Origin of the sequence: Bradyrhizobium sp. RP6 (assembly GCF_003837805.1) — a bacterium.
Lineage (GTDB): Bacteria > Pseudomonadota > Alphaproteobacteria > Rhizobiales > Xanthobacteraceae > Bradyrhizobium.
This window is the reverse complement of record NZ_RQIT01000001.1, coordinates 17,660-30,030: the sequence shown is the minus strand read 5'-3', so window position 1 is coordinate 30,030 and position 12,371 is coordinate 17,660. Positions and strand designations below refer to the sequence as shown.

At 64.0% G+C, this 12,371-nt stretch carries 13 protein-coding genes; 5 read left to right on the top strand and 8 right to left on the bottom strand.

Going from position 1 to position 12,371, the window contains the following annotated elements; all coding sequences use genetic code 11:
* The first annotated feature begins 70 nt into the window (after nt 1-70).
* Nucleotides 71-526, top strand: coding sequence for an iron-sulfur cluster assembly scaffold protein (locus tag EHH60_RS00155; RefSeq protein ID WP_124157527.1), 456 nt, complete (start codon nt 71-73; stop codon nt 524-526).
* A 115-nt stretch (nt 527-641) separates the two neighbouring features.
* Here the strand turns inward: EHH60_RS00155 and EHH60_RS00150 are convergent, their stop codons facing one another.
* On the bottom strand, nt 642-1,535 hold the full coding sequence (locus tag EHH60_RS00150) for a COG3904 family protein (RefSeq protein ID WP_199751235.1): 894 nt from the start codon (nt 1,533-1,535) through the stop codon (nt 642-644).
* A gap of 240 nt (nt 1,536-1,775) precedes the next feature.
* Here EHH60_RS00150 and yidD point away from each other — a divergent pair, with 240 nt between their 5' ends.
* Nucleotides 1,776-2,114 (top strand): membrane protein insertion efficiency factor YidD, encoded by a 339-nt coding sequence (gene yidD, locus EHH60_RS00145; protein ID WP_124157526.1) that lies wholly within the window; start codon nt 1,776-1,778, stop codon nt 2,112-2,114.
* Between the two features lie 91 nt (nt 2,115-2,205).
* Nucleotides 2,206-2,412: a hypothetical protein gene (locus tag EHH60_RS00140; protein WP_124157525.1), complete on the top strand. Its 207-nt coding sequence runs from the start codon at nt 2,206-2,208 to the stop codon at nt 2,410-2,412.
* Nucleotide 2,413: 1 nt separating this feature from the next.
* Here EHH60_RS00140 and EHH60_RS00135 read toward each other — a convergent pair whose 3' ends face one another.
* The 3 genes from EHH60_RS00135 to EHH60_RS00125 are packed head-to-tail and all read right to left on the bottom strand — an operon-like array spanning nt 2,414 to nt 5,257.
* Complete coding sequence (locus EHH60_RS00135) at nt 2,414-3,370, bottom strand: PDR/VanB family oxidoreductase (protein WP_124157524.1); 957 nt, start codon at nt 3,368-3,370, stop codon at nt 2,414-2,416.
* Nucleotides 3,367-3,888, bottom strand: coding sequence for an MOSC domain-containing protein (locus EHH60_RS00130; RefSeq protein ID WP_124157523.1), 522 nt, complete (start codon nt 3,886-3,888; stop codon nt 3,367-3,369). Before EHH60_RS00130 ends, EHH60_RS00135 begins: the two co-directional genes overlap by 4 nt.
* Before the next feature lie 55 nt (nt 3,889-3,943).
* Nucleotides 3,944-5,257, bottom strand: coding sequence for an MFS transporter (locus EHH60_RS00125; RefSeq protein WP_124157522.1), 1,314 nt, complete (start codon nt 5,255-5,257; stop codon nt 3,944-3,946).
* A 357-nt stretch (nt 5,258-5,614) separates the two neighbouring features.
* Here EHH60_RS00125 and EHH60_RS00120 point away from each other — a divergent pair, with 357 nt between their 5' ends.
* Nucleotides 5,615-6,172 (top strand): helix-turn-helix domain-containing protein, encoded by a 558-nt coding sequence (locus EHH60_RS00120; RefSeq protein ID WP_124157521.1) that lies wholly within the window; start codon nt 5,615-5,617, stop codon nt 6,170-6,172.
* A gap of 122 nt (nt 6,173-6,294) precedes the next feature.
* Here EHH60_RS00120 and EHH60_RS00115 read toward each other — a convergent pair whose 3' ends face one another.
* Nucleotides 6,295-7,509, bottom strand: coding sequence for a hypothetical protein (locus EHH60_RS00115; protein ID WP_124157520.1), 1,215 nt, complete (start codon nt 7,507-7,509; stop codon nt 6,295-6,297).
* A gap of 2 nt (nt 7,510-7,511) precedes the next feature.
* The gene (locus EHH60_RS00110; protein ID WP_124157519.1) at nt 7,512-8,879 is read right to left on the bottom strand and encodes an APC family permease; all 1,368 of its coding nucleotides are present in this window, start codon (nt 8,877-8,879) and stop codon (nt 7,512-7,514) included.
* Between the two features lie 312 nt (nt 8,880-9,191).
* On the opposite strand from EHH60_RS00110, the gene EHH60_RS00105 reads away from it, so the two are divergent.
* A complete protein-coding gene (locus EHH60_RS00105; RefSeq protein ID WP_199751234.1) occupies nt 9,192-10,505 on the top strand; it encodes an alpha/beta hydrolase family protein in 1,314 nt (437 codons plus the stop codon).
* A gap of 50 nt (nt 10,506-10,555) precedes the next feature.
* On the opposite strand, the gene EHH60_RS00100 is transcribed toward EHH60_RS00105, so the two are convergent.
* Together EHH60_RS00100 and EHH60_RS00095 are read right to left on the bottom strand one after the other, a co-directional pair.
* Entirely contained in the window at nt 10,556-10,924 is a 369-nt protein-coding gene (locus EHH60_RS00100) for a hypothetical protein (protein WP_124157517.1), read from the bottom strand.
* A gap of 90 nt (nt 10,925-11,014) precedes the next feature.
* A complete protein-coding gene (locus EHH60_RS00095) occupies nt 11,015-12,187 on the bottom strand; it encodes an MFS transporter (protein WP_124157516.1) in 1,173 nt (390 codons plus the stop codon).
* Nucleotides 12,188-12,371: the final 184 nt, after the last annotated feature.

The window sequence follows — 12,371 nt, the reverse complement described above, 5'->3', positions numbered from 1 at the left end:
GGACCCTGGACGGCGCCCGCCAAGGCCGATCCGGCCCGGAAGTGGCTGTGGACGTGTTGGACTCCATCACATGCTGAACGACATCTACAACAAGCGGATCATCGAACTGGCCGGGAATATTCCGCGCCTCGGGCGGCTGACGGATCCCGATGCCTCTGCCACCGCCCACTCCAAACTGTGCGGATCGACCGTGAAGGTCGACCTCAAGATGAATGGGGACACCGTCACCGACTTCGCGCATGACGTGAAGGCGTGTGCTTTGGGCCAGGCCTCTTCATCCATCATGGCAAGTCACGTGGTCGGCTCGACTGCCAGCGAACTCCGTGAGTTACGCGAAACCGTTCGCAAAATGCTGAAGGAGAACGGTGCCCCTCCCGAAGGCAAATGGGAAGAGATCAAGTTCCTCGAGCCGGTCCGCGACTACAAGGCGCGTCATGCCTCGACGCTTCTCACCTTCGATGCCGTGGTTGATGCCATCGGCCAGATCGAGGCCAAGACCAAGGAGCCGGCCGCGGCGCAGGGCTGACACTCTGATCGTTCCGGGGCGTCGCAGAGCGACGAACCCGGAATCCCGCAGCGCGAGATTCTCGGGTGCGTTCGCGCTGACGGGCGCCCCGGAATGACTGCCGCGATTTAAGAGCTCACTTCTGCGCCGCCGCAGCCGGCGCTGCCGCGCTGCCGGTCGGCACCTGGGCTTCCGCCGTCTTGGTCGACTTGGCCGCCTGCTCCGGTTCCGCGCCGAACCTGGCCTGCGTCTTCGGTGCAAGCTCCGCCATTGCCGGCGCAGAGATGTTCACATGCGGCAGAACATCAGCCACGAGGTCAGTCGTGACCAGATTGGTGAGCTTGAGCTCACCGGCGTCGAGCTCGTGCAGGTCTTCCCAGGGCGGAACGCTGAGCGCAAGCGACAGCAAGTCGCCGGCGCCACCCATGTCGAACGTGTATTTGGCGAGCCGGCCGATGTCGCGCTCCACGATCATCAGATCTTGCGCGCTGTAGCTCGCCGCCTTGGCATCGTCGGCCCGGTCGCCCATCCAGATCTGGTGGACCCGGACATGGGCGGCTTCCGGCACGTAGCGCTTCTTGCCGGCAAGCAGCAGGAACACGCACATGGATTCGCAATAGGCCTCCGGCGCGACCGCCGGGCGAGCCGACTGCCCGCCGCGCAGGCTTACGCCAACCGTAGTCAAAAGCCCGAGATTGCGGAAGCGGCGGCCGAGCGTGATCGCGTCATTTACGGACCCGCCGCTCGAATCGAGGACGACGGTCGCGCCCCCGAGCTGGCGTCCGCGCGAGAACTCTTCGAAATCCCTGGGCGTATCAGCGGTGATGATGCCGACCGCACTGATCCAGCCGCGGCAATTCGGCTCGCAGGCGACCCAGCTGAACTTCATCGGCAGCTTGCGCTCTTCCAGGGTGTTACCTGCCCGGGCCGACGACCCGAAAGTCGCGACGGCGCCAGCCAGCGCGACTCCAAAGACGGCGGTTCCCACCAGCAACCAGCCGCGAAGATTGAGCGACGTCAGACGTTTCAAACTGGTCCCTTCCCAAGCCCCAAGCACTAAGCCAAAGCCGATTCAGGCAAGCCCCGTTTTGCGTTCAATGAGTCTACACATGAACGTCACAAAAATGGTATCCGGGGGAATACAGTTCGTCCATAGATACTTGCTGCACTGCTCCCAAAAAGCATGCAAAATATGACGCGTAAACAACAGCTTACGGTTCCCTGCGCCGGAACCGGGCAATACCCCGCTTAACGTTGCAGCAAGGCGCACATGAAGCATTCAGCCTGCGGGCATTGTTCCAGCTCCATCGACGGTGTGCTCCGGCTACCGCGCAGATTTGGCCGTGCGCTGATCTGGCTGTACCGCCACACGCTGTCGCCCCTGGTCGGTTACAACTGCCGGCATTTGCCGACCTGCTCCGTCTACGGCGACGAGGCCATCGAACGGTTCGGACTCTGGGCCGGCGGCTGGATGACGCTCGCGCGCCTGCTCCGCTGCAACCCTTTCGGCACGTCCGGCATCGACAACGTGCCCCTCACCGCGCCGCAAGGTGCGCGCTGGTATCTGCCCTGGCGTTACGGCCGCTGGCGCGGGGTCAATGCATCCTGATTTTGCTGCGGTGCTTTGAACATCGCTGTCCTGATCGGAACCGGCACTTTCCGCTCGCGTTGTTTTGATGCTCCCACGGGAGGAAACAACAATGCGCTGGAAAATCAGCCCTCGTTTTCACTTCAGGCCCGGTCCGAACTTCGGTCACGGGGGACACGATCCCAGAACCATCGACCTGCTCGCCATCATCGCCCTGCTCGCGCTCGTCCTCGGCTCAGGTTGGTATCTGGCGAGGAGTTTTGCGACACAGCCAGGAACGACGACGTTCATAGTGCCGAGCCAGAGCGTGCATTGGTAGCTCAGAGGTCCAGCACCAGCCGCTCGGCGTCCGAGCCCGCCACGCAAACCATGAGATAGCGCTCGCGTTCATAGGGCGACAGGATGCGGTCGCGGTGAATTGGCTTGCCTTCGATCCATCCGACCTTGCAGGCGCCGCAGATCCCGCCGCAGCAGGAGGTCGCAATGTCGATGCCTCCCTCCTGCAATGCGGCCAGCATGGTCTGGCCGGCCCGCACTTCGATCTCGGCGCCCGAGCGCGCCAGTGACAGTGTGAACGGTTTGGCGTCGGGATCGATGACCGGCGGCGGTGCGACGAACCGCTCGATATGGACACTCGTCGCGGGCCACGCTGCGGTCACCCGCTCGAAATCGTCGATCATGCTTTCCGGCCCGCAGCAGGCGACCATCGTCTCGGATCCGCCCTCTCCGACGAGCGCTGCGAGATCGGGACGGCCGGTCCGGGACGTCCGATGCACGATGACACGGCCCTCTTCGACCAGCGAACCGAGATGCGCGGCGAGCGGCACCTCCTCGCGCACGATCAGATGCAGCGCGAAGTCGGCTTGCTTGGTTCGTTCGAGATAACGCGCCATGGACAAGAACGGCGTCACACCGATGCCGCCAGCCAGGAACACGTAGCGCGCGATGGGAGCTTGGGGCCCAAGTCCGCCGCGTGGCAACGACACGCCGATGACATCGCCGATGCCGATTTCGTCGTGCAGGGCCCGCGAACCCCCGCGTCCACCTGCTTCGCGCTTGACCGCGATGACATAGCGCGTGTTGTCTGCGGGCTCGTTGCACAGCGAATAGGTGCGGACCAGCCCGTTCGGCAGATGCAGATCGATATGCGCGGCGGGCTTGAACGGCGGCAGTTCCCACCGGTCGGGATCGGCGAGCGTGAACAGTTTGATGCCTGCCCCCGCCTCCTCGATGCCGGTGACGACCGTCTTGACCGTCGTGATGGGTCGCACGCTCATGCCGCATTCCGCACGGTGTCGCCGACCCTGACGATGCCGCCTTGCAGGATCTTGCAGTTGAGGCCGGAACGATTGATCAGGGGATCGAAGATCGCCTTGCCGGTGATCTCCTCGATATGCCGGCACGGCACCGACAGCCGCGTCGCTTCCAGCAGGGTCTCGCCCAGCCAGAAGCGGCGGCCGACGAGATGATTCAGCGGCACGCCCTCCACCGTGACGTTACGCCGATGCTCCTCCGGGCCCAGTTCGATCCCGGCGTCGCGCTTCAGCGCAACCAGCGTCTCAAGTTCGAACAGGGTGACCTGCCGGCCCTCTTCCGGCTTGTGCGAGTAAAAACCCTCTTCGTTGCCGATCATGTAGCGGTCGCCCTCGATTCCCTTCCCGGCGACGAGGGTGATGGTCTCGGCCGCGCGCATCGGCAGGAACGCACGCGGGGTGAGATGGAGAAAGCGCACCACTCCGGTCCAACCGAGCTGTGCTGCTTTTTGCGCCGAGCCGGCACTGACGATATCGAGCATGACAGAATCCTTATCAGAAGCGATGGCGCGCCGCAGGCAGCGGCGCGCCGCGGGATCAGGTCAGTTCCTTGTTCGCCGTCTCCGGCGCGAACGTGGTCGCAGTCGCGGTGATGGCAGCGCAGGCGATCAGCAGCAGCGAGACCGGCCAGGTCGCGCCGCCGCTCCACGCCATCAGAGAGGCCGCGATCAGCGGCGTCAACCCGCCGCTGATCGCCGCGCCGACCTGGAATCCGAGGGAAGCGCCGCTATAGCGCAGCCGCGCGGTGAACAGCTCGGAGTACCACGGCGCTCCGATGCCGAACATCACCATCTGACCGAAGGTGATCGCGACCACCATGGTGCAGATGACGATGGTGGGATCGCGGGTGTCGAGCAGCCAGAACAGCGGGAAAGCAAACAACGCCGAGAACAGGCAGCTTGCATAGAACATGGTCTTGCGGCCGACGAGATCGGACAGCCAGCCGAACAGCGGAATGGCGAGCAGCGCGACCAGCGATGCGGCGAACGCACCGTTCAGCACCACCGCGCGCGGCAAGCCGAGATTGGCGGTGGCATAGGACATCACGAACACGCCGCCGATGCTGGCATAGGCGATCTCGGAGATCTTCAGACCGACCGCGGTGAAGAATGGCCGGCGGTGATGCCTGAAGATCTCGAGCAGTGGTAGGCTTGCGACTTCCTTTTTGGCCTGGACCTGACGGAAGGCCGCGGTCTCCTCCATGTTGAGGCGGATGTAGAGACCGACGCCGACCAGGAAGATCGAGATCAGGAATGGGATGCGCCAGCCGTAAGCCATGAAGTCGCTCTCCGGCAGGCTCGCCACCAGCGCGAACATGCCGATCGCGGCGAGATTGCCGATGGGATTGCCGACCTGCACCATGCTGCCGAGCAGGCCGCGGCGGTGCGTCGGACAATTCTCGACCACCATCAGGACGGCGCCGCCCCATTCGCCGCCGAGGCCGATACCCTGGAGAAAGCGCAATCCGATCAGCAGCACCGGCGCGGCAATGCCGATCTGCTGGTAGGTCGGAAGCAGGCCGATCAGGAAGGTGCCGATGCCCATCACCATGATCGTGATCGCGAGCATCGCCTTGCGGCCGACCCGGTCGCCGTAATGGCCAAAAATCGCAGCCCCGAGCGGCCGCGCCAGGAAGCCGACGGCATAAGTGCCGAAGGCCGCGATGGTGGCGAGCGTGGCGTTGCCGGCGGCGAAGAAGACCTTGTTGAACACGAGCGCGGTCGCCGTGCCATAGATGAGGAAGTCATACCATTCGACTGCGGTGCCGATCACGCTCGACCACACGATCCGTCGCAAGCTCGCCGCCTCGTCTGGCGCTACGTTCAGGGTTACGTCGTCTGCTACGGTCATCGATCTCTCCAAAAGGTACCGGCGCCAGGGAAAAGCAGTTGGTTTGGTCCGTGGCGCCCGTCGGCAACCACGGCGGTAAAAATCGATCATGTTTACTGTTGGAAATCAACGCATCGGAACGCGGCAAATGCCGACGATCGCGGCAATGCGGACGAATTGCACCAATATTCGGCAATTTTTTGCGTTATACCAATTCACCTGCTCACAATATCCGCGCCTCTGCCTGAAATTTCTGCCCATAAGTTTTCTTTTGGAATACACTTGGCGGCGACCGGCGCGGCGCCTCGCCGGCGGCCGGGCTGGCAGTCGGGCGCCATCTGTTGCAAAACAGGCCCGAGCAGTTCGGGAGATTCATGCGTGCTTGACGTCAGCAAAGCCACGGCGGTCGGGGCCAATATTCGCCAGGCGCGGATTGCGAAGGGCCTGACGCTGGACCAGCTTGCGAGGCAAAGCGACCTCACCCGCGGCTACATCTCGCTGGTCGAGCGTAACCTCAAGATCCCATCGCTGGCCGCGCTGCTGCGAATGGCCGCCGCCCTCGAGGTCAATGTCGCGAACTTCTTCGACCCGAACGCCGAGCCGACACCGCGCTACACGCTGTTCCGCCGCCAGGACGGCAATGTGCCGCTGTTTCAGGACACGTTCGGCGTGGTCCCGCTGGCGACCGGTCGCACCCGCAAGATGATGGAGCCTTTTCTGCTGAGCCCGCCGCACAAAGCGGCGACGCGCGCCTCGCATGCGGGCGAGGAGCTTCTGTTCGTCGTCAACGGCAAGATCGCGATCAAGTTCGACGGCGAAGAGCTCGTCCTCGGCAAGGGGGACTGCCTGTATTTTTCGGGCGAGACGCCGCACGAGGTCAGGAGCCTCGGCCGGCACAAGGCCGAAGTGCTGGTCGTCGTGGCCCAGAGCTCTTGACGCCCAACCTTCGCAAATCCCCTAAAGCGCGATGAGATTAGGATGAATCGTCATCGCGCTTTAGGTTATTGTTTGAGCACGATCTTTTCGGAAAACCGCTGCACACTTTTCCGGATCATGCTCTAGCGAAACCAGAAAAAACGTCCCTGTGACGGTGGGACCGACTCCGGCGGCCGCAGCCGCTTCGGGCGCGGCGGCTTCGGCGGCGGCTCGGCGGCCGAACTGGTCTCCGCAGCCGGCGCGGTCTCGCTGCCCGGCACCTTCACCGACAGCAGCAAATTCGATTCGTGCGTCCGCCAGCGGTAGCCGACGCCGAAATCGATCGGCTGGGCGCGCGTAAACAGTTCGGCGTAGCGCTCCTGGTAGCGGCCGGGGAATTCGTCGATCGGCCCGAGATAGCGGCCGAACGGGAAGAACCGCCACTGCCGCGCATTGTAGTTCGCGAGCGGAATGCCGGAATCGTCCTGGATGATGGTGGCACTGTTGGCGAGCAACCAGTCGCGAACGACGGTGAAGTTGCCGGAGTGCAGCAGATAGGACGCACTCTTGAGCAGGCTGTTGCCGGGCCCGAGTGTCTGGCAGAACTTCAGGAAGCCTGCGGCGCGAGCCCCGGAATTGGAGAGATCGGTCGAGAAGTAATACAACGTACGCGCTTCCCCATCGCTGCCCACAAAGGTGATGCGAATGCCGCGCGTGGCGTTTCGTCCCGGATTGTCGTCGCCGACATGCACGCCGCCCCTGTCGTCGAGCGCGATCATCTCGACATTGCGGATAGCCTTGCCGGAGCGGGCGAGGAAGACATAGAGGATCGGCAAGGTGCCGTTGACCTGGTTGGCGTTCAGGTCGACCTTCATCTGCTTGGTAATGAAAAAGGAGAAGCTCAGGATCGAGCCGAGCGAACGCTCGACGTTGTAGAGCGCGGCGGCTACAGAACCTCGCGGCAGCCGCGTCAGGTCGGGCACGGCGCCGACCGGCTCCAGCGCGCCGAGCACGTAGGTGCCGGCCTTGGAATAGAATGCATTGGCGTAGAGGAAATCCGGGCCGCTGAACATGTAGAACATGGTCGGCCGGGGCGCGGCCAAATTGGCGTCGGCCCAGCTGCGGATCTTCGACAGCTGTCGCTTTTCGAGCTGAGCGAAGGCGTTGTCTAAGAACTTTGCATGGCGCTGCCAGCCCGGATCCTTTGTGAGCGGTACCAGTGGCGAGTCGGCCGAGGGCTCCATGCCCGCAAGAAAGCGCGCGGTGTCATCGAAGCCGGCGTCGGCAGCATGCGCGGACGAGACGACCGCAGCCAGCAGGGCGATGGCGACGGCCGCAATTCTCATGAACTGAAACATCTCTATTCGCGGTGTGATGAATTGCCAGCGGCAACCGGCCGCCTGCGGAAGACAGCATAAATCAACAGGCCCGCGAGCATGACAAGCATCCCCGAAATCGACTGCACCGGCCGTTCAGTCAACAGGTAGTACATCATGAACGCGGTCACGAGCAGGAAAACGAGCGGCGTGAACGGGTATCCCCAGGCGCGATAGGGCCGCGGCAGGTCGGGATCGGTGATGCGCAGCTTGATGACGCCGGCGACCGTGAAGAACGAGCAGAACAGCAGCGCAAACTGGATGAAGTCGAGCACCGCCTCGAAGCTGCGCGTGAACAACAATAGATTGGCGACGGCGAGCTGGAACAGGACGGCATAGGCCGGCGCGCCGCTCACCGATCGCTTCGAGAACACGCGCAGGACCGGAATGTCCTCCCCCATCGTCATCATCACGCGCGGCCCGATCCACATCATCGCGCTGATCGACGAGATCAGGCCGACGCAAATCATGGCGCCGACGATCCGGCCGCCGAGGCTGCCGAAGATGGCGCTGCCAGCGACGCTGGCGACGTCGAGCTGGCCGGCGAGCGCACTCACCGGCGTGGAAAAGAGAAATACCGCGTTCAGCGCGACGTACAACACGAGCACGATCAGCGTGCCCGCAAGCAGCGCGCGCGGCAGGCTCTGCTGCGGCGTGTTCATCTCGCCGATGATATAGGTCGCGGCGTTCCAACCCGAGAACGAATACATCACGAAGACGAGCCCGATCGCGAAGGGCGCGCTGACGATGTGGGCGATGTCACCCGGCTGCGGCGTGAAGGCGATCGGCTGCGGTACGCCGATGACGAAGCCGGCGACCAGGAAGGCGACGATCAGCACGACTTTCAGGATGGTCGAGATCAGCTGGAAGGCCGAGGAGTGCCGGACGCCGGTCAGTTGCACGAGCGAGACCAGCCACACCACGCCGATGGCCAGCGGAATCGGCGGCAGATCCGGGACAACCGATCTGGCGTATTCGCCGAACGCCATCGCTGCGAGCGCAACCGGCGCCGCGAAGCCGACCGTCGCCGATACCCAGCCGGCGAGAAAGCCGAAGGCCGGATGATAGGCGCGGCCGAGGAAATTGTACTCGCCGCTCGAGCGCGGAAACATCGCGCCCAACTCGCTGTACGCGAACACCCCGCACAGCGCGACGATGCCGCCGACGGTCCAGAGCAGCAGGATCGAGAAACCGGACGGGATATCCTTGACCTGAAAGCCGAGGCTGGTGAAGACACCGACCCCGATCATGTCGGCCACGACGATGGCGGTTGCGACCGGAACGGAGATCCCGGCCGCGCCGCCGATCAGCCGGCCCGTCCAGGCTGCGGTTCCCGCATGTGATGCCGTCATCGCGGTCCTTAACCTCAGGCGTCTCGCCTCGTAGGCCGATCGTGCAGTTCGGCCCAGTCAATTCAAGCAGGGTTAACAAGGGTTAAATGAGGCAACGGCAGCGGGTACCAAAACACCGACTAATCGCGCTTTTGGAAGACGACGCCTGGATTTGCCGGATTTCCCGTTCTCCCTCCCCACAATCAGGACACGATTGCATGGTCCTTTTGAGCGTTCCGGATGTGGGGAAGTTACTCCGGACACTTAACGTCGCCTAAACGCCAGTCGGCTCAATTGTCTTAAACATTGCCGCTGGATTGGGGTCATGGCTGGATGGTCGGGGCCGTTCCGAATGTGAGAGCTGACATTCGTGTCGATCGGACGTCGTCCGGTCGGCACGGTCGTGTGCTCCGGGTCGGCCTGATCTCAGTGCCGCTGTCACTTGCGCTGGTTCAATGCGGCAAGGCGCCCGATCCGGCGGCGCTGGCGGCGAACTCGCAAGCGAATGTTCAGGTGGTCGCCAAGACCAACACCCGACAAGTTGCCAGCGCCGACACGTTCGAGGATCGCTTCCCTGCCCCGCAGTTCAGGGAGCGCTTCCCCTCGGCGAGCGAGAGCTTCCTGCAACGGCAGATGTCGGACTTCTCACCCAAACGCGCCGTGCAGCAGCAGCCAGAGCAGGCGCCCTATAAGGTCGCCTCGCTCGCGCCGCAGGTGCCGTACCAGCGCCCACCGCGCGACGACCTGACGACACTGGTCAGCATGAAGTCGTCGGCCTTTCCTTACTTCGGCAACAACCCCGCCTCCGACGCGCCCTTCCTCAACATTTCCAAGGGCGACCGCCGCGGCCACCGCAGCTTTTCCGGTCGCGTGTTCTGGCAGGACGAGACCTACAATGACAGCCGGGTGCTGGTGCACGTGCCGGAGCATTTCGACGTGCGCAAGCCGGGCGTGATCGTGGTGTTCTTCCACGGCAATGGCGCAACGCTCGAGCGCGACGTGCGCGACCGCCAGCTGGTGCCCAAGCAGATCACCGATTCCGGCGCCAATGCCATCCTGCTTGCGCCGCAGATGGCGGTCGACGCCGCCGATTCCAGCGCCGGCAAGTTCTGGCAACCGGGCGGGTTCAAGCGCTTCATGGCGGAATCGGCCGATCATCTCGCCCGCCTCACCGGCGATCCCAACAGTGCGCGCGCTTTCGCCGACATGCCGATCGTGATCGTCGGCTACAGCGGCGGCTTCCTGCCGACGGCTTGGAGCCTGGAGGTTGGCGGCATCAGCGACCGCGTCCGCGGCGTGGTGCTGCTCGACGCCATCTACGGCGAACTGGACAAGTTCGCCTCCTGGATCGAGAGCCATCGTTCCGGCTTCTTCGTCAGTTCCTACACCCGCTACACGGCGCGGCGCGACCGCGAGCTGATGAGCATGCTGCGCCAGAAGGGCATCAGCGTCGCCGAGAACATGGACGGGCCGATTCGTCCCGGCAGCGTGGTGTTCGTCGAGACCGGCGACGGCATCACCCATCGCGATTACGTGACGCGCGCCTGGACGCGGGATCCGCTCAAGGACGTGCTGGTGAAGATGTCGGCAACGCCGTCGCTCGCGCTCACGCGCGTCGCCTCGACCAGTCGATCACCGAGCCGCTAAGCCTGTATTGCTTAAGCCCAATCGGCAGCCGAGCCTTCGCCCGGTCACTATCAGTTCTTGGGCAGCTTCGGAATGCTCTCGGCAAAGCCGTTGAAGCAGGCCAGCCGCTCGTCCTCTTCCTTCAAGAATCGGCAATCGGCGTAGCCCTTGGCCTTCGCCGGCTTCGGCTTCGGCGCCGGCGGGATCACGGCGTCATAGCAGTTGAGGCGATCCTTGGTGCCGTCGTCGATCTCGAGGCAGGCCTGGAGCCGCACGGCGATCGACTGCGGCTTGCCCTTCGCTGCCGCAGCGGGCTTGGCCGCGGCCTCTTTGGGTTTGACCTGCACCAGCGGCTTATCCCCGACCATCGGTGGCTTCTCGGTTTGCGCAAATGCGGAGGCCGAATAGAGCACCGCGGCAACCGCCAGAATCATCCTCATCTCAGTCAACTCTCTTTGGTCCCCATGACCGGCGTTCTAGCGCCCTCGCGCGCGGTTTGCCAAGCGCCTTGCGCAGACCAAACACGGACGTCAGGCCGTGGCAGCGACCGGACGGGGCCGGGTCAGCACCACCAGGATCAGTGCCAGCACGACGAAACCGACCGCGACGAAGCCAAGCGTGTGCAGGAACTCGTGGGCAAACAGCAGCCCACCGATGGCGGAGCCGACGGCCTGGCCGATATAGAGGACCGAGGTATTGAGTGCGACGGTCGCCGATGCCAGCGGCGGCGCAGCCGTGACCAGCCGCACCTGCTGCATCGAATTGGTGGAGGCGAAGCCAAGGCCCCAGGTCGCGACCGCGCCCGTAATCAAGACGAGCGAGCCGGCGCCGAGCGCCCAGCCGGTCATCCCGGCAAGCAGCAGGCAGGTGAACAGCAGCGAGGTGCGATAGGGCCCCGAGGTGTCGACGATGCGGGTCGCGATGACAACGCCAAGCAAACCGCAGACGCCGTAAAGCGCGAACACCATGCCGATCGTATCGGCACCGGCGCCGGTGAGTTTGTTGAGCAGCGGCCCCATGTAGGTGAACACGACGAACTGCCCCGACATCTGCAACATCGTGATCGCAAGCAGCAGCAGGATCGTCCTGCTCCGGCCGACTGCGGCCCATGTCTTCAGATCGACGGGTGCCCCCTTCAGCCCCGCCGGAAGACGCAGCAGCAACAGCAGCAAGCTGATGCAGCCGAGCGCGCCGATCCCGCCATAGGCCGCGCGCCAGCCATAGCGGCTGGCGATGATGGTGATCAGCGGCAGGCCGACGGCGGCTGCCAGCGACCAGCCAAGGAAAATGTACGCAATGGTGCTGCCGCGCCGTTCCGCCGGCACGATCAGCGCTGCCGTGCCGGCGGCCTGCGGCGTGTAGAGCGCGCCGACTGCGAGCATCGCGAGGCGAATGACGAGGAGGCTGGCGTAGTCGGGCGCAAAGGCCGACGCGAGATTGCCGAAGGCGAGCACCGCAAGGGTCGTCGCGAGCAGCGTCCGCCGTTCGACGCGGCTGGTCAGCCAGGCCGTCAGCGGCGAGCCGATGCACAACGTGACCGCGCCGAAGGTGATCAGGAGCCCGGCCGCATAGATGCTGACCTCGAGTCCCGCCGCCAATTCCGTCAGCATGCCCGCCGGCGCCAGCACCGAGCAGCCGGTGACGAGATTGCCGAGCATCAGGGCAGTTGGCGCAAAACGGCCGGCGGCGGGGGCTTTTTCCATGCAAGTGCATGTAGAGCAGGCTTGCGGCCAGTTGAAGGGCATTGCTCGAAATAGTTGGTGCAATGTCCCGGCTTTTGCGCATCACTTTCTTGGATTTGCCGGATTGCGCAGGCCGAATCGCCTGATATATCGCTCGTTCCCGCTTACCTGCGCTCGTTCGCAGGAGTGAGCCTCAGGAGAAAAG